General features: G+C 69.1%; 19 protein-coding genes. 10 read left to right on the forward strand and 9 right to left on the reverse strand.

Annotated features, from left to right (window positions below; genetic code table 11):
• Positions 1-87: 87 nt before the first annotated feature.
• Both EES48_RS00980 and EES48_RS00985 read left to right on the forward strand, forming a co-directional pair.
• Positions 88-2250: an amylo-alpha-1,6-glucosidase gene (locus EES48_RS00980; protein ID WP_122464514.1), complete on the forward strand. Its 2163-nt coding sequence runs from the start codon at positions 88-90 to the stop codon at positions 2248-2250.
• A gap of 72 nt (positions 2251-2322) precedes the next feature.
• A complete protein-coding gene (locus EES48_RS00985) occupies positions 2323-3825 on the forward strand; it encodes a CoA-acylating methylmalonate-semialdehyde dehydrogenase (protein WP_122464515.1) in 1503 nt (500 codons plus the stop codon).
• On the opposite strand, the gene EES48_RS14695 is transcribed toward EES48_RS00985, so the two are convergent.
• Positions 3806-3967 carry a hypothetical protein gene (locus EES48_RS14695; RefSeq protein WP_162997945.1) on the reverse strand — a complete coding sequence of 54 codons (162 nt, stop codon included), beginning with the start codon at positions 3965-3967 and terminating at the stop codon, positions 3806-3808. The genes EES48_RS00985 and EES48_RS14695 overlap by 20 nt on opposite strands.
• 151 nt (positions 3968-4118) lie before the next feature.
• Between EES48_RS14695 and EES48_RS00990 the strand changes: the two genes are divergently transcribed.
• From EES48_RS00990 to EES48_RS01005, 4 genes are all read left to right on the forward strand, one after another.
• Positions 4119-4682 (forward strand): HNH endonuclease, encoded by a 564-nt coding sequence (locus tag EES48_RS00990; protein WP_205679338.1) that lies wholly within the window; start codon positions 4119-4121, stop codon positions 4680-4682.
• Between the two features lie 70 nt (positions 4683-4752).
• Entirely contained in the window at positions 4753-7236 is a 2484-nt protein-coding gene (locus EES48_RS00995) for a CHASE3 domain-containing protein (RefSeq protein WP_122464517.1), read from the forward strand.
• A complete protein-coding gene (locus tag EES48_RS01000; RefSeq protein ID WP_122464518.1) occupies positions 7233-7616 on the forward strand; it encodes a response regulator in 384 nt (127 codons plus the stop codon). The genes EES48_RS00995 and EES48_RS01000 overlap by 4 nt, the downstream gene beginning before the upstream one ends.
• Entirely contained in the window at positions 7613-7897 is a 285-nt protein-coding gene (locus EES48_RS01005; protein WP_122464519.1) for an Hpt domain-containing protein, read from the forward strand. The genes EES48_RS01000 and EES48_RS01005 overlap by 4 nt, the downstream gene beginning before the upstream one ends.
• Here the strand turns inward: EES48_RS01005 and EES48_RS01010 are convergent.
• From EES48_RS01010 to EES48_RS01030, 5 genes are all read right to left on the reverse strand, one after another.
• Entirely contained in the window at positions 7888-8355 is a 468-nt protein-coding gene (locus EES48_RS01010; protein ID WP_122464520.1) for a hypothetical protein, read from the reverse strand. The two genes, EES48_RS01005 and EES48_RS01010, sit on opposite strands and share 10 nt — an antisense overlap.
• A complete protein-coding gene (locus EES48_RS01015; RefSeq protein WP_122464521.1) occupies positions 8352-8897 on the reverse strand; it encodes a hypothetical protein in 546 nt (181 codons plus the stop codon). The genes EES48_RS01010 and EES48_RS01015 overlap by 4 nt, the downstream gene beginning before the upstream one ends.
• Complete coding sequence (locus EES48_RS01020) at positions 8894-11584, reverse strand: hypothetical protein (protein ID WP_162997946.1); 2691 nt, start codon at positions 11582-11584, stop codon at positions 8894-8896. The genes EES48_RS01015 and EES48_RS01020 overlap by 4 nt, the downstream gene beginning before the upstream one ends.
• Positions 11585-11649: 65 nt before the next feature.
• A complete protein-coding gene (locus EES48_RS01025; RefSeq protein WP_122464523.1) occupies positions 11650-12489 on the reverse strand; it encodes a fimbrial biogenesis chaperone in 840 nt (279 codons plus the stop codon).
• A 118-nt stretch (positions 12490-12607) separates the two neighbouring features.
• Complete coding sequence (locus EES48_RS01030) at positions 12608-13150, reverse strand: DUF4402 domain-containing protein (protein ID WP_122464524.1); 543 nt, start codon at positions 13148-13150, stop codon at positions 12608-12610.
• 267 nt (positions 13151-13417) lie between these two features.
• On the opposite strand from EES48_RS01030, the gene EES48_RS01035 reads away from it, so the two are divergent.
• Positions 13418-14059 (forward strand): response regulator transcription factor, encoded by a 642-nt coding sequence (locus EES48_RS01035; protein WP_122464525.1) that lies wholly within the window; start codon positions 13418-13420, stop codon positions 14057-14059.
• Between the two features lie 157 nt (positions 14060-14216).
• Positions 14217-16388 carry a TonB-dependent receptor domain-containing protein gene (locus EES48_RS01040; protein WP_162997947.1) on the forward strand — a complete coding sequence of 724 codons (2172 nt, stop codon included), beginning with the start codon at positions 14217-14219 and terminating at the stop codon, positions 16386-16388.
• On the opposite strand, the gene EES48_RS01045 is transcribed toward EES48_RS01040, so the two are convergent.
• Positions 16385-16864, reverse strand: a complete 480-nt coding sequence (locus EES48_RS01045; RefSeq protein ID WP_122464527.1) for a hypothetical protein — start codon at positions 16862-16864, stop codon at positions 16385-16387. The two genes, EES48_RS01040 and EES48_RS01045, sit on opposite strands and share 4 nt — an antisense overlap.
• A 138-nt stretch (positions 16865-17002) precedes the next feature.
• Positions 17003-17299, reverse strand: a complete 297-nt coding sequence (gene rpmB, locus EES48_RS01050; protein WP_122464528.1) for a 50S ribosomal protein L28 — start codon at positions 17297-17299, stop codon at positions 17003-17005.
• 203 nt (positions 17300-17502) lie between these two features.
• Here rpmB and EES48_RS01055 point away from each other — a divergent pair, with 203 nt between their 5' ends.
• Together EES48_RS01055 and EES48_RS01060 are read left to right on the forward strand one after the other, a co-directional pair.
• Positions 17503-17982 carry a DUF3617 domain-containing protein gene (locus tag EES48_RS01055; RefSeq protein WP_122465078.1) on the forward strand — a complete coding sequence of 160 codons (480 nt, stop codon included), beginning with the start codon at positions 17503-17505 and terminating at the stop codon, positions 17980-17982.
• Positions 17983-18056: 74 nt separating this feature from the next.
• A complete protein-coding gene (locus EES48_RS01060; RefSeq protein ID WP_122464529.1) occupies positions 18057-19703 on the forward strand; it encodes an MFS transporter in 1647 nt (548 codons plus the stop codon).
• 4 nt (positions 19704-19707) lie between these two features.
• On the opposite strand, the gene EES48_RS01065 is transcribed toward EES48_RS01060, so the two are convergent.
• Positions 19708-19959 carry a hypothetical protein gene (locus tag EES48_RS01065; protein WP_122464530.1) on the reverse strand — a complete coding sequence of 84 codons (252 nt, stop codon included), beginning with the start codon at positions 19957-19959 and terminating at the stop codon, positions 19708-19710.
• Positions 19960-20035 lie beyond the last annotated feature (76 nt).

Below are 20035 nucleotides of genomic sequence, written 5' to 3' on the forward strand. Positions count from 1 at the left end.
GGCGCGCCACGCGCTGAACATCAGGACGCCATCGTGCGTTCGCATGCTCTGGTCATCCTCACGACCCGAGACGGACGCGGAGCTCCCATGGACGACGCCTATTCGGTGAAGACGACCGCCACCGAGGTCACGGACGCCGTCACCGGCGAGCCCGAACCGACAACGCGCCTGATGGCGCTGAAGGACGCGGACACCTTCGCCGTGTCCGACGACTTCGGCGACATGAACGGCGGGGCGGATGGCCTGTTCGATCAGGATACCCGCATCCTGTCGCGCTGGATCATGACCGTGGGTCGCCAGAGGCCCTCGCGGCTGAGCGCCGGGATCAGCAAGGACAACGTCTTTTTCATCTGCCATTCGACCAACCGGCCCCTGCCGCCAATGGGCAAGCGGTCGACGCCGGGGGGGGTGCTGCACATCGAGCGGCGGCGCTTCGTACGGAACCGGCGCTTATTCGAGCGCATCCGCATCTCCAACCACGGGATCGAGGAAGTCTGGTTGCCGCTGGCCTTCGACTTTGGCGCGGACTTTCACGACATCTTCCAGGTGCGCGGCACCCCCCGCGCCCGGCACGGCGAGATCGCGGCGCCGGTCACCGACGGGCGGCGCGTCACCTTCGCCTATGAGGGGCTGGATGGCGTCCGGCGCACCAGCTGCGTCGCCTTTTCCGAGCCGCCCTCGCGATTGAGCGGATCGCGGGCCGAGTTCGTCTTCACCCTGCCTCCCGGCCGGCGCGAGGATCTCTATGTCGAGGTCGGCGTCCGCCCTGACGACACGCCGCACGAGGATCGGTTCCGCCGCTGCGCCGTGGACGCCCGCCTGGCCATGCGCGCCCGCCGGCGTCGCGGCGCCTCGCTGAGGGGGCCGCGCAGTCCGCGGTTCAATCTGTGGCTGGACCAGTCGCGAGCCGATGTGGCCCTGCTGACCACCGATCTGTCGACCGGGCCCTATCCCTATGCGGGGGTGCCGTGGTTCTCGACGCCGTTCGGGCGCGACGGGATCATCACCGCCTGGCAGATGCTGTGGCTGGACCCCTCCCTGGCCAAGGGCGTACTGACCTATCTGGCGGCGCGGCAGGCAACGGAGACCTCGGCCTTCCAGGACTCCCAGCCCGGCAAGATCATGCACGAGACCCGCCAGGGCGAGATGTCGCGTCTGGGAGAGGTGCCGTTCGGCCTCTACTACGGCGGGGTCGACACCACCTGTCTGTTCGTGGCGCTGGCAGGGGCCTATGCGCGGCGCACCGGTGATCTGGAGACGATCCGCGCCATCTGGCCGAACCTCAAGGCCGCCGCCGCCTGGATGTCTGATTATGGCGATCCGACGGGTGAGGGGCTGATCGCCTATCAGCGCGCCGCCGACACGGGACTGTCGAACCAGGGCTGGAAGGATTCCGAGGACTCCATCTTCCACGCCGACGGACGCTTCCCCAAGGGACCGATCGCGCTGCTGGAGGTCCAGGGCTACGCCTTCGCCGCCTGGCGGGCCATGGCCGACCTGTCGCGGTTGATCGGCGAGGAGGCTCCGGCCGGCTACCTGGCCAAGGCCAAGCGGATGCGGGCCCTGGTCGAGGACCGGTTCTGGATCGAGGAGGAAGGCTTCTACGCCATCGCTCTGGACGGCGACGGCCAGGCCTGCCGCGCCATAGGCTCGAACGCCGGGCATCTGCTGTTCACCGGCCTGCCGTCAAAGGACCGCGCGCATCGCGTGATCCAGCGCATGCTGGGCGCCGAGTTCCGCAGCGGCTGGGGGCTCAGAACGCTCGCCCACGGTCAGGCGCGGTTCAATCCGATGAGCTATCACAACGGCTCGGTCTGGCCGCACGACACAGCCATGGGGGTGGCGGGGATGGCCCGTTACGGCGAGCGCGACGCGGTGGCCATGCTGCTGCACGAGATCTATTCGGCCGCCAGCCATTTCGACCTGCGTCTGCCCGAACTCTTCTGCGGCTTCGAGCGCGAGCCGGGCGAGCCGCCGATCGCCTATCCGGTGGCCTGCATGCCCCAGGCCTGGGCCGCCGGTTCAGTCTTCCAGATGCTGCAGGCGGCGCTGGGCCTGACCATCGACGCGGTCGACAAGGTGGTGACGGTCGACGATCCGATCCTGCCGCCAGGCATCGAGCAGTTGAACCTGAGCCGCCTCGACATGGCTGGCGAGACGGTCGATCTCGCCTTCCGCCGGACCGCCGACGGCACGGTGGTGTCGCGGCGTAATCCCGAGCGCACGGTCAAGGTGGTCAACGCCCTGTGAGGGTCCGGGCTCTGGCCGCGGGCCGCGCCGCCCGCTAAACCGCGCCCAACGCAGAAACGGCGAGGAACACCCATGCGCGATATCCATCACTTCATCGACGGCAAGAGCTTCCAGGGCGGCTCCGGCCGGTTCTCGGACGTGTTCGATCCGAACACCGGTGAGGTGCAGGCGCGTGTCCAGCTGGCGACCGAGAGCGAGGTGGATCGCGCCGTCCAGGCCGCCCAGAACGCCTTCGAGGGCTGGTCCTCGACCAACCCTCAGCGCCGCGCCCGGGTGATGTTCGAGTTCAAACGCCTGGTCGAGGCCAATATGGACGAGCTGGCCGAGCTGCTGTCCAGCGAGCACGGCAAGGTCATCGCCGACTCCAAGGGCGACGTGCAGCGCGGCCTGGAGGTCATCGAGTTCGCCTGTGGCATCCCCCATGCGCTGAAGGGCGAATACACCTGGGGCGCGGGGCCCGGCATCGATGTCTATTCGATGCGCCAGCCGCTAGGCGTGGTCTCCGGCATCACCCCGTTCAACTTCCCCGCCATGATCCCGATGTGGATGTTCGGCGTGGCCATCGCGGTCGGCAATACCTTCATCCTCAAGCCGTCCGAGCGCGATCCCTCGGTTCCGGTGCGCCTGGCCGAGCTGATGATGGAGGCGGGCGCTCCCGCCGGTGTGCTGAACGTCGTCCACGGCGACAAGGCGGCGGTCGACGCCATCCTGACCCATCCACTGATCCACGCCGTCAGCTTCGTCGGCTCGTCCGATATCGCCCACTATGTCTATCAGACCGGCGCCGCCAACCATAAGCGGGTCCAGGCCATGGGCGGGGCCAAGAACCACGGTATCGTCCTGCCCGACGCCGACATGGACCAGGTGATCAAGGACCTGTCGGGCGCCGCTTTCGGAAGCGCGGGCGAACGCTGCATGGCCCTGCCGGTCGTGGTGCCGGTGGGCAAGCAGACCGCCGACATCCTGCGCGAGCGCATGGAGGCCGAGATTCCGTCCCTGCGCGTTGGCGTCTCGACCGATGCGGACGCCCACTACGGCCCGGTCGTCACCGCCCAGCACCGCGAGCGCGTCGCCGGCTGGATCGAGCGCGGCGTTCAGGACGGCGCTGAACTGGTGGTCGACGGCCGAGACTTCAGCCTGCAGGGCCACGAGAAGGGCTATTTCATCGGCCCATCGCTGTTCGACCACGTGAAGCCGGAGATGGCCTCCTATCAGGAGGAAATTTTCGGTCCCGTCCTGCAGATCGTGCGCGCCGAGAGCTTCGAGGAGGCGCTGGCCCTGCCGTCGAAGCATCAATACGGCAACGGTGTCGCCATCTTCACTCAGAACGGCCGCGCGGCTCGCGACTTCGCCGCCCGCGTCAATGTCGGCATGGTCGGCATCAATGTCCCGATCCCGGTGCCGGTCGCCTATCACACCTTCGGCGGCTGGAAGCGCTCGGCCTTCGGCGACACCAACCAGCACGGCATGGAGGGCGTGAAGTTCTGGACCAAGGTCAAGACCGTCACCGCCCGCTGGCCCGACAGCGACCTGGAGCACGCCGACAGCTCCTTCGTCATCCCGACGATGCGCTGATCTCGGCGGGGTTGGCGGGGGCCGGGGCGGTGGGGCGTTCGGACGGTCCTTCGCCGGCGTCGCCGGCCGGCCACACCAGAGCCAGGGCGATGACGGCGGCGGCGATCAGGGCGCAGGCGCCGAAGAACAGGGCGTCGGACATGCTCCGAAGCTAGCGCGGGTGTCACGCGGGCGCCACGCCCCGGTCATCGCCAAGCGACAGAATCAGCGCTACCGTCACGTCTCTGACCGGAGAGGAGACGTGTCTTCAGTTCCGTCGCCGCCGCCACCCTCCGACCCGCGCCGGGAGGGGCCTGATGCAGGTCCTGACCCGCCCGCCGTCCGGCCACCCCGCCCTGGTGCTGAACGCCGACTTCCGGCCGCTCAGCTATTACCCTCTGTCGATCTGGCCTTGGCAGGAGGCGGTCAAGGCCGTGTTCCAGGACCGCGTGGACGTGGTCTCGACCTATGACCGTGTGGTGCGTTCGCCGTCGATCGAGATGGCGCTGCCCAGCGTGGTGTCGCTAAAGTCCTATATCGATCAGGACCGGGCCCCGGCCTTCACCCGCTTCAACGTCTTCCTGCGCGACGGCTTCGCCTGCCAGTACTGCGGCTCCAGCCAGGACCTGACCTTCGACCATGTGCTGCCGAGGTCTCAGGGCGGCCGCACCAGTTGGGAAAACATCGTCGCCGCCTGCGCGCCCTGCAATCTCAGGAAGGGCGGCCGCACCCCGCGGCAGGCCTCGATGCCGATCCGCCGCAGCCCCCACCGCCCCAACAGCTGGCAGCTCCAGGAAGCCGGCCGCCGCTTTCCGCCGCACTATCTCCACCAGAGCTGGCTGGACTATCTCTACTGGGATGTGGAGCTGTTGCCTTAGCGTGCGCGGACGGGTTCACGTCGGTTGACCATCGCGGGCGTGAATCGCACCTTCCGCACCGGGAGGCGACATGGCTCTAAGTGATTCCAGACGCGGCTTGCGACTGGCGGCGGTGATCGCCGCGCTGGCGACCGCGACGCTGCTCGCCCTGGCCGGCTGGGAGCTATTCCGGGAATTCGAACGCGGACGCGTGTTGCGCGCCGAGGTCGAGCGTTCGCATGAGACGCGGGCCCAGATCCTGCGCGTCTTCTCGCTGCTTCAGGACGCCGAGACGGGTCAGCGGGGCTTCGTCATCACCGGCCAGGACCAGTTTCTCGGCCCCTATGTCGCCGCGCGCGGCGAGCTGTCTAACCAGATGGCCGACCTCGCGGAGCTGTTCGAGGGGCATCCCGTCCAAGCCGCCGACTACGTCGGATTGGCCGATCTGGTCGAGGCCAAGGAACAGACCCTGGAAGAGGGCATATCGATCCGGCGTGACCAAGGCCAGGACGCGGCCATCGCCTATGTTTCGACCGGCGTGGGGAAGACGGCGATGGACCGGATCCGCGTGGTGGTCGACCGCATGGTCGAGGCCGAGGCCGGCTTCCTTGAAAGCTTGAGCGCGCGGTCAGAGGCGCGCAGCGGTCGCGCCGAGGCCATGGTCGTCGGCGTCTTCGCGATCCTGGTGGCGGTGGTCATCGGCACGGCGTTTCTGATGTGGCGCTATGTCCGCACGCGCCGATCGTTACTGGGCCGGGTTCAGGCCACGGTGGCGCGGCAACAGGCCATCTTCGACAGCGCCATCGACGCCATCGTCACCCTCAATCCCAGCGGTAGCATCGAAAGCATCAACGCCGCGGGCGAGCGCATGTTCGGCTGGAGCGCGGCCGAGCTGGACCGCCGCGACGTCGCCGTGCTGGTCGATCTGGCCGGCGAGGGCGAGGGTGCCTTTCTGAAGCGGCTGGGCGCGTCGCACGGCGCGCTTCAGGGCGGCATCGTCCGCGAGCTGACCGCGCGGCGCCGCGACGGGGCGACCTTCCCCGTCGACGTGGCGCTCGGCATTATGGAGCTGCCGACCGGATCGCACATCGTCGCGGTGGTGCGCGACATTTCGGAGCGGCGGCGGATCGAGGAGATGAAGGAGCAGTTCGTCTCCACCGTCAGCCACGAGCTGCGCACGCCCCTGACCTCGATCGCGGGATCGCTCGGCCTGCTGGCGGGCGGCGCGGCCGGCGCCCTCCCGGACAAGGCCCAGCGCCTGATCGGCATCGCCCACGCCAATAGTCAGCGCCTGGTGCGGCTGATCAACGACATTCTGGATGTCGAGAAGATCGAGTCCGGTAAACTATTGCTGGAGATGAGCCCCCTCGATCTGCGCGCCATCGCCGAGCGTTCGCTGGAGAGCGCGGCGGGATACGCCGAGGAGCGGTCGGTGTCGCTGGTCCTGCGCGACGGCCCGGCCGCCCCCGTGCGTGGCGACGCCGATCGGCTGATCCAGGTGGTGGTCAACCTCTTGTCCAACGCCGCCAAGTTTTCGCCGGCCGGCGGCGAGGTGGTCGTCTGCGTCGATCCCCAGACCCGCATCGCCCGTCTCAGCGTCATCGATCAGGGCCCGGGCATCCCCGACGAGTTCCGCTCGCGCATCTTCGGCAAGTTCGCCCAGGCCGACGCCTCGGATACGCGAGCCAAGGGCGGCACGGGCCTCGGTCTGGCCATCTCCCGGGAGATCGCCGAGCGCCATGGGGGCCGGCTGTGGTTCGAATCGACCCCAGGCGAGGGCGCGACCTTCCATCTGGACCTGCCCCTGGTCGCCGAGGTGGAGGCGCGTGAGGGCGAGGGCCCGCGTCTGCTGATCGTCGAGGACGACGCCGACGCCGCGGAAGTGCTGGCGACCATGCTGGTCCAGGACGGCTTCATCGCCGACACCGCCCGGACCGCCCGCGAAGGGCTGGCGGCGGCGCGGCGCGGCGGCTACGCGGCCGTGCTGGTCGATCTGAACCTGCCGGACGCCGACGGGATCGGCCTGATCCGGGCGCTCAGGGCCTCACCGGACACCCACGAACTTCCGGTGGTGGTCGTGTCCGCCGACGTGACGCGTGGCCGGGCCCGGGGCGCTTCGCTGGAGGTGGTCGACTGGATGGAGAAGCCCTTCAACCAGGACCGGCTGCGTGCCGCCGTGGACGCGGTTCTGGCGCGCAGCCAGTCGCGGCGCCCCGTGGTGCTGCACATCGACGATGACCGCGACATCCTTGAAGTCACCGCCTCGGCCCTTGGGTCTGCGGTGGAGATGACCTCGGCGGTCAGCCTGGCCGACGCCCGTCAGTCCCTTGCGCGTCGCCGACCGGACCTGGTGATTCTCGATCTGGGCCTGCCGGACGGCTCGGGCCTGGAGTTGCTGAGCGACCTCAAGGACGAGGCTGACGAGCCCATTCCGGTGGTGATCTATTCCGCCCAGGAGATGGACGCCGCCCTCGCCGGCCGCGCCGAGGCGGTGCTGACCAAGTCCCGCACCTCGCTCGCCAGCCTCGCCCGCACGGTTCGCCGCCTCACCCTCCAGCCGAGATCGCCCGCATGACGCTGACCATTCTCCACGTCGACGACGAGCCGGATATCCGCGAGGTCGCCAGCCTGTCGCTGGAGCTCGATCCCGACATCGCCCTGACCAGCGCCGAGTCGGGCGAGGCGGCGCTGGCGCTGTTGGCCGGCGGGTTCCGGCCCGACGTCGTACTGCTGGACGTGATGATGCCGCGCATGGACGGGCCCGAGACGCTGGCGCGGCTGCGCGATATCGACGGGCTGGAGTTCACGCCGGTCATCTTCATGACCGCCCGCGCCCAGACCCGCGAGCAGGACCGCTACATCTCCCTGGGCGCTCTGGCCGTTATCACCAAGCCCTTCGACCCCATGACCTTGGCGGCCGAGGTGCGCGGCATTCTGGCGGCCCATAAAGGGTGACGACCGCCGATCCCCTAGCGGCGCTGAGGGCCCGTTTCGCCGCCAAGGCGGCCGATGAGGCCGCGCTGCTGCGCCAATACCGAGGGGGCGAGATGTCGACGCGCGAGGCCGAACAGGCGGTGCACGCTCTGGCGGGCGCGGCGGGGCTGTTCGGGTTCGCGGTCGTGTCCGACCTTGCGCGGGCGCTCGACGCCCGGTTCGCCGCGGGCGACCCCCCAATGCCGGGTGACGTAACGCCGCTGATCGAGGCGCTGGACCTGCTGGGTCGCGACTATTCGTAGTCGATCGCCAAGGGGATGGCCGATCCTCCGCCGCTGACCGTCGCGCCGCCGGCGTAGCGGGCCGAAATCCGCAGATAGTCGTGGCCCTGGGCGTCCATGCGGGACATCCCGCCGTGCGACAGGTCCCCGACGTTGGCGCTCCAGACCGCGACGTCCTCGACCAGCACGGAGCGGTCGCGGTCCACCACCTGGCGCGGCGCGCGAATGCGATAGGCGCGGCGAGGATCGCCGCTGACGCGGATCACCGCGGGCGCATCCGGCGCGACGCGGGCGCGCAGGCCGCCGAAGTCGTCTCGGACGCCCGGCCGAGGCCTCAGCTGCATGGGGCTGACCGTGCCGACCTGAAGGCCACGTACGACGGTCAGGCTGGCGCGGGCGGCGGTCTCCGAGCGCGGCTCAGCCAGGGCCGGCGACGCCAGACCCAACAGCGCGATGATGAGGAGGGTCAGCGATCTCACAGAAACTGCGCCGTGACGGTGTAGGTGAAACTGTCTGCACCCGGTTGGGCCCCGGCGTCCACCTGGACATCCATGCCCAGAGGAAAGCTGGCGCTGCCGAGAATTCCAATGGGATTGATGTCGAACGTCAGGGTCGTCCCCTCACGCACCCCTCCGGCGCGATAGGTCGAGCCGGTCAGGGTTCCGGCGCGCAGTCGTACGATGCGGGTCTCTCCCGTGGCGCCGGTCGCCGTGACCGTCACCCGAATGTTCCGCAGCGCGCAGACGCTGTTGAGATTGAGCAAGCCGCACGAGATTGTGACGGTGGGGGCCGTCACCGAGGTATTGGTCAGGCGGATGGCGTCTCCTGAGGTGCGCGTCACCGCCCCCGCAGTGCTGATCGAGAAAGTGGTGGTCGTCGCCCCGGCGATGACCCGTCCCAACTGGGGTGACGTCGCGGGGGAGCGGCTGACGGTCGGGGCCTGGGCGGCCGAGGCTGAGGCGACGGACAGTAGGGCGAGTCCGGCGACCAGAGCGGCGATGATGGCGATCAGGCGGTTCATTCGGCCCCTCCCGTCAGACGGACGACAATATCATCACCGCGCACGAAGCCGCCCTCGGCCGGAACGGTCAGGCGGGCCGGCGCGGCCAGCTCCAGTCCCAGGGTCGCGGCCTGTTCGGGGTTCAGGCGGACCGCGTAGTCGCCAGGCCGCACGGCCTCGAGGAAGGCCACTCCGGCGTGATCGGTGCGCGTGGCGATCACCGCCCCATCGGCGCCGACCAGCTCTAGATCGAGGGCGGACAGCGGGCGCGCCTCGCCGCCGTCACGCGCGAGCAGGGCGGTGATCTCGACCTCGGCGCCGGGAACCATGGGATAGGCGATCTGGGCGACGCGACCGGCGCGGGGCGTCAGCTCGAAGGTCGAAGGCCCGCCGATCAGAAAGGGATCCTCGATCCCCTCGGCGTTCAGCCGGACCCGCGCCGCGGCGCCGTCGCCGAGGCCGGTGGCGAAGGCTTGGCCGTCGGCGTCGGTCAGTACGGCCTCCGCGGGCGACTCGACCACCACCCCCGGCACGGCCGGCTCGTCCGCGTCCCGCACGCCGTCGCCGTCGCGATCGACCCAGGCATTGACCGCCACCGCCCCTCCGGTCGAGGCGCCCGGACGCACCATCGCATAGCGACCGCGCCCGCTGTCCCACGCCAGGGCCAGTCCCAGCTGCAGGCCGACGCGCCATTCCTCGGAGCGGGTCTCGTAGGCGGCGTTCAGGGCGATGTCGAAGCGGCGGGCCCGACGCAGGTACGACGCCTGCAGACTGGTCTCGCCCGACGCGCCCAGCGCCCGCACGGCGCCTAGACGCAGGGCGTCCGTCTCGCTGATCTGCACGTCGGCGTTGACATAGGCGGTGTCCAGCCGCGCGTCCGGGCTGATCTCATAGGTGAAGCCGCCGCGCAGCTGGACGGCGGCGTTGATCAGGGTCGCCAGGTCGGCGCCGCCCAGCACCCGCTCGGTGCGGCCCTGGGCCGTGACCTCGTCCTCGTAGATCACGCTGCCGGACAGGTAATAGCGATCCACCGCCGCCGAAGAGCGCAGCTCGGCCACGGTCTGACGTTCGCCGTTCATCCGTTCGGCCCGGCGCATGTCCAGCGAGACGGGGAGGGTGAGGCCCGCGATCGGCTGGACCTGGAAATCGGCGCGAAGGGTGCTGGACCGGACCAGGGGTTCGGCGGCGCTGACGCCCAATTGCCGTGTTTCGTCGATGAAGCCGCCGCCGTACTCGGCATGGCGGGCCAGAACCGACACACCCCACGGCCGGGCGGCGGCGCCCAGGGCCACGCCGTGGCCCCCCTGGTCGTCCACGGCGGCGTCGACCTGAGTGGCGATCGAGCCCAGCGAGCTCCGCAGGCCCAGCATGCCCAGGCTGCGCGCCTCGCCCTCACGGGGCGTATAGAGGGCCGCGCCGCCGCTGACCGTCAGGCCGGCCGTCAGCCCATGATCGACGGTGGCGACCAGACGCGCCTCGCCGGCCGAGGCGTCGGCGATCGGCGCGCCGGCGTCGATCACCGGCAGGCCCTGCTCGACCAGGCCGAGACGCACCACAGTGCGGCCGGCCTCGACCTGGCCGCTGCCGAAGTTGATGCGCCGCACCTGCTCGCGCGTCTGGCCCTGAGAGCCATAGAAAACCAGGCGGATGGTGTTCAGCCCGACCCTCAGCGGGACGTTGCGGAACTCGTAGCGACCCTGTTCGGGCGCCGACTGCGCGCCCTGGAGAATCTCGTTGACGTAGAGTTCGACCTCCTCGCCCACCGCCAGCTCGCCGCGCAGGGTCAGGGGCGTGGCCAGGTCCAGGCTCTCCAGCGGCGCCGAGGAATAGTAGAGCCCGCGACCGCCATAGCTGGCCGCGCCCAGCGCCATCGACGGCGTGAAGACGTCGCCGATCCCCGCCCGCGTCCCGCCCAGCGCGCCCAGCGCCCGCCCCGACGGATCCTTGCGCTCCAGCAACACCCGCACGCTGCTCAGCTCGCCGTCCTCGTCGGAGCCCAGGAATCCCTGAAACCCCGCGTACGCCAGATCGCCGGCCAGACGCACGTCGTAGCGGCGCAGCTGATCGTCGCCGTCGCGGGTCAGCTGGCCGCCCAGGTTCACATCCACGGTCGGCGGGGTGAACAGGCGATACGGGGTCTCGACCCGGGTCGCGGCTTCGATCTCGCCGGGGCCGGCCTCCAGCCCCAGGCGACGCCGTTCGCGCTCAAGCCGGCTCTGGAACGGCAGGGGCTCGGTGGCGCGGACCTCCAGCAGCTGGGCGCTGGGGTCGGCGGTCAGGCGCACGGGCAGCAGCTGTTCGGCCAGATCCAGCCGCACGAACAGTTCGTCGTCGAAGATGGCGGCCTGGTTGGCGGCGATTGGCAGGGTGCGGCCTCCGACCTGAGCCTCGCCCGCGATCAGATCGACCACCAGCAGGCGATCACGGGTCAGCACCCAGCCCTCGGCCCGCTGCTGGGCCGGGAACACGCCCACCGCCAGGTCGAGCAGGCGGGAAAACTGGCCCAGCGGCACGAAAACCCCGGCGCGCGAGGAATAGGCGTCCATCGACTCGGCCAGGGGCTGACCTTCCAGCCGGACCTCCAGCCACAGCACATCGTCGGCGGTGAAGGGCTGGGGCTGGGCGGCCGCCAGCAGGCCGTCTATGGCTTGGGCGCGCGCGCCGTGTCCGGCCGACATCGCCAGCGCGCCCATCACGACGCCCGCCATGAGGCGAGGCCCCCGCGCGAGGCGGCGAGGGCGGATGACAGGATCGATCTGGCGCGCATCCGGGTTCACGGCGCCAGAAGGGTCACGGTCGCGAGGGTCTCGCCCGGCCGGGCGTCGTCGTCGCGATAGATCAGGGTCAGGGGCTCGCCGGGCGCGACCGCTTCGGCCAGGGGAGCCACCACGGTGCGGCGCTCGACCTCGGGATAGACGGCCACGCCGCGCACCAGGCCGACGACGCGGCCGTCGCGACCCTGGCCGGCCCGGATCTCGACGTCGCCATAGACGGAATTGGCGCCCAGCCGCACCAGATCCAGCGCGACGCCGCCCTGGCCGCCGACTTCGGAGGCGGGACGGAACACGGGGTTCTCGATGGCGGCGCGGGCATCGGCGACGCCGTCACGCACGATGACGGGAATGGAAACGCTGAACAGGGCGACGACCCTCAGCGCCACGTCGTCACCGGTTTCGACGGCGGCCTGCTCGGCGGTGAAGCCGGCGTCTTCGGGCGGCAGGGCGGTGACGGTCAGATGGGTGCGGCGCTCTGCGGCCTCGCCGGCGCCGGGACGGGCGCGCACGCGGATGGCCTGGCTCTGGCGCGGCGCCAGGGTGATGCGTCGCGGCGTGTGCTGGACCAGCTCCAGCGCCGAGGCGATCGGCTGCTCGGGATGATCGGCGGCGGCGGCGATCTGGCCGTCCGGCAGCATGACACGATCAACCAGCTCCACCGTATAGGTCGCCGGCTCATCGCCCTGATTGAAGACATAGACGGTGGCGGTGCGTTCGCCGGGGCCGAACACGACCCGCTTGGGCGAGATGTTCAGGTCGGCGCCCACCTGCGCCACGGCCTGTCCGGACAGCGCCAGGCCCAGGGTCAGGGCGGCGGCGGCGATCAGGGTTCTGAACATCTTGGTCTCCGTCTCAGCCCCCGAGGGGACATGATGGCCGCGCACGCCTTGGCCGGAGGTTAACCCGAGGGGAGAAGGGTCAAGCCTCCGGCCGCGGCGCCCCCGCGACCCCGGACGCTTAGTTGTAAGCGGCCGAAACGGTGAAGCTGCCGGTGTAGACGCCGCTGGGCGAGGTCGAGGCGACCGGCACCGAGCCGCCGACGCGGAAGCTGAGCGAACCGGCCGAGCCGAGGCTGTTCGACAGGGTCTGGGCGGCGGCCGAGCCCGACAGGTTGTTGGTGGTGGTGACGGTCAGCACGTCCGTGCCGTTGGCCATGGTGAAGGTCGCCGGAACGGTGACCGAGACCGACTGGCCGCCTTCGCCATCGACGGTGAACTGGGCCGCCTGCGGGGTGTCGCCCGAGGACAGGCCGACCACGCCGCCGGTGACGGAGCGGGTGCCGGCGGCGGTGACCGCCACCGAACCCGAGCCCGAGGCCGGGCGGACGACGGTGCCGAAGCGCAGGTCGGCGTTCTTGGTCACGGTCAGGGGGCGGACGATGGTGATGGTGCCGGTGCCGGTGGCCGAGCCGGACGACTGGGCCAGGGCGGGGGCGGCGAAGGCGGTGGCGGCCAGGGCGGCGGCGACGGCGGCGGTGCGGGTCAGGGCGGTGCGGGTCATTTGGGTCTCTCCAATGCCGCGGGGGCTGCGGCGTTGGAGGGGGTGTCCTCCCAATCGCGGTGACGGTCCACGCGACGAACCCTGGAAAGGGCTGAAATCGAACCAGAGTTATAGGTTCCTCGTATAGCCAACCGAGCAGAGCAGGGCGTTATCCCGGAATGAGACAGGGCTCGGCCGAGCAACGTCATATTAAGAGTTGATTCATCATTCTGATCATGATCGGTTTCACTCAAGTCGATCTCGGCCATTCGTGAGGTTTTCAGAGAATTGCGTTGGATCGTCCTCATTGTTGATGACCATCCGCTGGTCGGCGAGGCGTTTGAGCTATCGATCCGTGCCAGTTATCCCCACCTGGATGTCGGGCGGGCGGCCTCGGCGGAGGCGGCCGAAACCTATGCGAAGAAGAACGGCGACCGCATCAAACTGGTGCTGCTTGACCTGATGCTCCCCGACGTCACTGGCTTTACGGCGGTGATGAAGCTCCAGGCGCTCCTCCCCGACATCCCGATCGCCATCGTCTCCTCGCGCGACGACGCTCATTCCGTATCGATGGCGCGCACGTTCGGGGTCGTCGGCTATCTGTCCAAGGCGACCCCGATGGAGATGCTGGTCAGCGCCGTCGGGGCTTTCCTGAGAGGGGAGACGCTCTTCCCGGAAACGAGCGCGGCGCCAGAACCGGCCGCCATCGACTTCCAGAAGCGTCTCGCCACCCTGTCCGGCGGCCAACTGCGCGTGCTGATCGCCCTGACCGACGGCAAGCTCAACAAGCAGATCGCCCACGACCTCGACATCACCGAGGGCACGGTGAAGCAGCACCTGAACGTTATCTTCCGCAAACTGGGCGTCACAAACCGAAGCCAGGCCATCCTGGCGGCGCGGCCGTATCTGATAAGCGACGGTCGGGACTGACCCTTTTTCGATCAAGTTCTCGCGACCTTTCCACCAGTCAACTTGAAGCCGCCACACACTCCGTCCAAGGAGCGCGCCTCCCCGTGTCGCCCTTCCCGTTCGCGACCGATCTTATGGCCTCCTCATGTCCTTTCGCGTCGCTTTGCTGACGAGCACCTTGCTCGCCGCCCTCTTCAGTTCCCCGGCAGCGTGGGCGCAGGATGCGCAGCCCGCGCCGCCCGTTCAGCAGGATGACGCTGAGGCGGAACCGGAGGAGGAGGCGACGGAGCTCGAGGAGATCGTCGTCCAGGCGGCCCGGCCGGACATCATCACCGCCGCCGACCGGATGATCTTCGACGTGCGGAACGACCTGCAGGCCCAGACCGGATCGGTCGCTGACGTGCTTCGCAACGTGCCGGGCGTCGAGGTCGATCTGCAGGGCAATGTCAGCCTCAGGGGAGACGGCAGCGTCGAGATCCTGATCGACGGGCGGCCCTCGGGCATGTTCCGCGGCGCCTCGCGCGCCGACGTGCTCCAGGCCATGTCCGGCGCCCAGATCGAGCGGGTCGAGGTGATGACCAATCCCTCGGCCGCCTTCAGCCCCGAAGGCAGCGGCGGCATCATCAACCTGGTCACGCGCACGCGCGCGCCCTCGGCCGCCACCGCTTCCGTCCGCGGCTCTTGGGATCTGGACGATCAGGCCAATGTTTCGGTCAGCGGCAGCCGCTCGGACCAGGGTCTGACCCTGGCCGGCGACCTCAGCGCGCGCCGCAGCACAGGCGACGGCGCTAGCGAGCGCGATCGGCGCCGTACCGGCGAGAACGGCGAACTCATCACCGAGCTCAGCCAGTTCGACAGCCGCAGCCGGAACACCTCCGGAAACGGCCGCTTCAGCGTCGACTACGACCTGAACGCCCGCGACCGTCTCAGCGGCGAGGTCAGTCTGCGCGGCTGGGAGGGCGAGAACCAGAGCCTGGAAACCTTCGAGCGGGCCGATGATGGGGACGTCACCGACCGCATCGCGCGCGATCAGAACGGCGCGTCGGAAAGCACCGACGCCGAGGCGCAGGTCTCGTGGCGCCGCCAGTTCGACGGCGATCAGCACGAACTGACGGCCAGTGTGGAAGCCGAGACCGGCGGCTCCGACCGCAGCCAGGAGATCACCGCCGTCACCCTGGCCGGCGCCGAGCCCGGCTATCTGCAGCGCTTCCAATCCGAGACCGACGAGGAAAGCTTCAGCGCCGACGTCGAATATGTCCGCCCCATGGGCGAGCGCCGCCTGCTGCGCGTCGGCTATGAGGGCGAAGTCGAGCGCGAGGACTATCGCTCGACCGGCGAGCGGGGGCCGGATGAGGGGTCGCTTGCGCCGATCGCGTCACTGACCAGCGCTTTCGACTATGAGGAATGGGTCCACGCCGCCTACGCCACCTATGAGCGGCCGTTCGGTGATCTGGACTTCCAGGGCGGCCTTCGTCTGGAGCAGGTGGCGTTCGACCTGACCGTGCCGGGCGAGGCGGTCGCCAGCCAGGATTATTTCCGCGCCTATCCGACCGTCAATTTCGGCTATCAGCTGACGGACGGCCAGCGCCTGCGCGGCGGCTACAGCCGCCGGATCAGCCGGCCCGGGCCGAATGACCTCAACCCGTTCACGGTCTATCTCGACCCCCAGAACCTTCGGCGCGGCAACCCGGACCTCGAGCCGGAAATCACCGATTCCTTCGAGCTGGGTTGGCAGCTCCGCGACGGCCAGACCTTCTATTCGGTGACCGGCTATTACCGCGACAGCTCGGGCGGAATCACCGACGTGGTCGAGGACCTTGGGGACGGCGTCTTCCTGACCACGCGCCAGAATCTGGCCCAGAGCGAACGGCTCGGCGCCGAATTCATCGCCAACGGCCGCTTCGGCTCGCAGTTCACCTATAACGTCTCAGGCTCGCTCTATCGCAACGAGATCGTCACCCCGGGGATTGGAGCGCGCAGCGGGACCACGGGCTCGGCCCGCGCCTCGCTGAACTGGCAGCCGACCGACAACGACTTCTTCCAGCTCAACGGCTTCTGGCGCGGCGAGCGGGTCGAAGCTCAGGGATCCAACGAACCCTTCGGCATTCTCAACCTTGGCTATCGCCGCAAGGTCAGCGATGCGCTCAGCCTGGTCGTGACCGCAAATAACGTCCTGGACAGCGCCGAATTCGTCCGGGTCATCGACACCCCCGATTTTCAGGAGCGTTCCGTCAGCCGTTTCAATGAGCCGACCTTGTACGTCGGCTTCACCTATACCTTCGGCGGCGGGGATCAGCAGCGGCGACAGGATCCCGGCTTCGATTTCGACCAGGGCGGTCCCACAGCCTAGGCCCTGCGGTCTTCGACCCCACCCGTCCGCTGGCGGCGGTCGCCGGCGCGGCGGTCCGCCCCATCCCACGCGCCGGCCGCATGATCGCTGCGGCGACCCCCGCCGTTCAGCATCATCAGCTCCAGCCGGATTTCGATCAGCCGCTCCTCGATCATGCCCAGCATCACCGCGATGGCGCTGAGCGCCACCAGCGCGCCGATCACGCTGAGCGGGCCATAAAGCGTGCGGCCATAGAAGACTTCGCCGATCATCAGGGCGATCACGAACAGGCTGACCGTGGCCGAGGTCGCCCAGCAGGCCGCCATCTTCAGATTGGACAGCCGCGGCGCTCGGGCGTTGATGCGGCTCTCTGCCCCGCGGCGGTCCTTCAGTCGACGATTGAAGAGGCCCCGGCGTTCATCGCGGGCGGACCGCTGTTGGGCGGCGGGCTCGGCGAGCGGGGAGGCGGGCGTGAGGGCGAGCGTCTGATCGGTCACGGCGAGGTCCTGTTCTGGGACGAAGCGACGCGCGAAGCCTAGCCGTAGTCAGATTGGCGCCCGGTTAACGCCGGCGCCGCAACAAAAAAGACCGGCGTTTCCGCCGGCCTTTCGCAAAATCGCAGTGACGGTCGCCGATCAGGCGGCGGTCTGCTCCGCCAGCTTGGCGCGCACCTGGCGCTTGATGCGCTGGGCGGCGATCGACAGCTGCTCGTCGCGGGCCTTGACGATGAAGGGGTCCAGCCCACCCTTGAAGTCCAGGGTGCGCAGCGCGGCGTTCGAGATACGCAGGCTGAAGGTCTGGCCCAGGGCCTCGGAGTGGACCTTGACCGACTTCAGCGACGGCAGGAAGCGGCGCTTGGTCTTGACGTTCGAGTGGCTGACGCGATTGCCGACCATGGGGCCGACGCCAGTGAGTTCGCAGCGACGCGACATCGTTCTATCCTTCGGGGCGAGGGCCGCGACGTGAAATCGCCGCGCCTGACGCATGAAACGAAAGTCGCGCGGGATCGACCCCGCGCGAGAGAGGCGGCCGTATAGGCGAAACCCGGCCTTGCCGTCAAGCGCCGCGGGGGCTGTCGAAACGGGAACCGGGCTGTTCAGCCGGCATTCAACCCCCCATCTGTAAGCCCATGCCCATGACCAAGCGCCCGATCCTGACCCGTTTCCTGAGCGTCGCCCTGCCCGCCGTGGCCGGCGGCCTTATGCTGGCCGCGCCTGCCGCCTCGCTCAACGCCCAGAGTGCGCAGGCTGATACGGTCCTGCCCGGCTATTGGCGCTACACCACCAGCGCACTGGGGGCGAAGGATACCGAAACCAAGTGCGTGCGCGCCTCCGAGATCAACCGGTTTTTCGGCGGGCTATCCACCCGCCGCTACACCTGCACCTATCCGGTGCGTCAGGTGGGTAACGGCAACGCCCGCTTCGAAGGCAGCTGCGTCTCCAAGAGCGGCCGCCAGGTCCGCGTCCGTCTGGATGGAACCTACCAGCCCGAGGAATTCAGCTTCCGCGGCGGCGCCTCGATCCGCGCCGCCGGCATCTGGAGCCCTTTCATCCCCGCCAGCATCACTGCCGAACGCCTCGCTGCCCAATGCCCGGCGAACGCCGAATACTTCTGACCTGACTGGCCAGCGCCTGACCGCCTGTTAAGGTCGCCCGTCGCCTGATCCCGGCGACAGGGGGGGGACGGGCAATGGGCGAGACCACCGAACCGATCCGGCGCGACGACCGGCTGGTGATCCTGGCCTCCTCGGTCGGCACGGTGATCGAGTGGTACGATTTCTATCTGTACGGTTCCCTGGCCGCGATCATCACGGTCCAGTTCTTCTCGGGGGTGAACGAGACCACGGGGTTCATCTTCGCCCTGATGGCGTTCGCGGCGGGGTTCGCGGTCCGGCCGTTCGGAGCCATCGTGTTCGGCCGGCTGGGCGATCTGTGGGGACGCAAGAACACCTTTCTGGTCACCATGGTGCTGATGGGCCTGTCGACCTTCGTGGTCGGCCTGCTGCCGTCCTATGCGGCCATCGGGGTGGCGGCGCCGATCATCCTGGTGCTGATGCGTCTGATCCAGGGGCTGGCGCTGGGCGGCGAGTACGGCGGGGCCGCCACCTATGTCGCCGAGCACGCGCCGCCCGGAAAGCGCGGCCTCTACACCAGCTTCATCCAGATCACCGCCACGGCCGGGCTGATGCTGTCCCTGGTGGTCATCCTGGGCGTCCGCCTGACGGTGGGCGAGGAGGCCTTCGCCGACTGGGGCTGGCGCATCCCGTTCCTGGTCTCGATCCTGCTCCTCGGCGTGTCCCTGTGGATCCGCCTGAGGCTGGCCGAGAGCCCGGCCTTCAAGCGCATGAAGGCCGAGGGCCGGGGCTCGACCCAGCCGCTCAAGGACTCCTTCGGCCGCTGGCCCAATCTCCGACTGGTGCTGATCGCCCTGTTCGGCCTGGCCGCCGGTCAGGCGGTGGTCTGGTACACGGGCCAGTTCTACGCCCTGTTCTTCCTGGAGCGGGTGCTAAAGGTCGAGGCCTCGCTGGCCTACATGATGGTGGCGGCGGCCCTGCTTCTGGCCACGCCCTTTTTCGTCGTGTTCGGCTGGCTGTCGGACAAGATTGGCCGAAAGCCGATCATCCTGACCGGCTGCCTGCTGGCGGCCCTGACCTATTTTCCGCTGTTCGGCGCCCTGACCCAGGCGGCCAATCCGCGCCTGGCCGCCGCCGTCGCCTCGAGCCCCGTGACCGTCATCGCCGATCCGGCCGACTGTTCGCTGCAGTTCGATCCGATTGGCCGGGCGACCTTCGCCAGCTCCTGCGACCTGGCCAAATCCTATCTGGCCAAGGCCGGCGTCACCTATGAGACCGTGTCCGCCCCGACCGGATCGGTGGCCCAGGTCCGCATCGGCGATCAGACCATCGACAGCTTCCGGGGCGACCAGCTGCCCGTAACGCAGCTGGGTGAGCGACGCGCCGCGTGGGAAGGGGAGGTTGGAAAAAGCCTCGCGGCCGCCGGCTATCCCGCCGCCGCGGACCGAGCCCTGGTCAACGTCCCGCTGGTCGTCGGCATTCTGTTCGTGCTCGTCTTCTATGTGACCATGGTCTACGGGCCGATCGCGGCGGCCCTGGTCGAGATGTTCCCGACGGCCATCCGCTACACCTCGATGTCCTTGCCCTATCATATCGGCAATGGCTGGTTCGGCGGCTTTCTGCCGACCACCGCCTTCGCCATCGTGGCGGCCACGGGCAATGTCTACGCCGGGCTGTGGTATCCGATCGTCATCGCCGTCCTGACCGTGATCGTCGGCCTGATCTTCGTGCGCGAGGGCAAGGACGCGGACATCCACGCCTGAGCGGTCACAGGCCCAGCAGACGCATCCACCAGGTCCGGCGCTCGGGCTCGAACTCAACGCGGGCCGCGCGGTCGGCGACCTCGGCGCGACGCTTCATTTCGCCGGCCAGGCCGCGCAGAACGGCCCGGTCCATGCCGAACGGCGACTTCTCTGCGGCGCGCAGCAGGTCAGCGGCGCGCGCCCTCATCTCGGCCGGCGTCTCCTGAACCTGACCGGCGAACTGGCCGGAAACGGAGTCGAACTGGGTCTCGGTCATGGCGCTCCCCTCGGGTGTCGGGAAAGGCCATGACGCAACCGATGAGAGAATAGCCAGCCGAGCGGCGCCCAATCGT

The organism is Brevundimonas lutea, assembly GCF_003704105.1.
Classification (GTDB): Bacteria; Pseudomonadota; Alphaproteobacteria; order Caulobacterales; family Caulobacteraceae; genus Brevundimonas; species Brevundimonas lutea.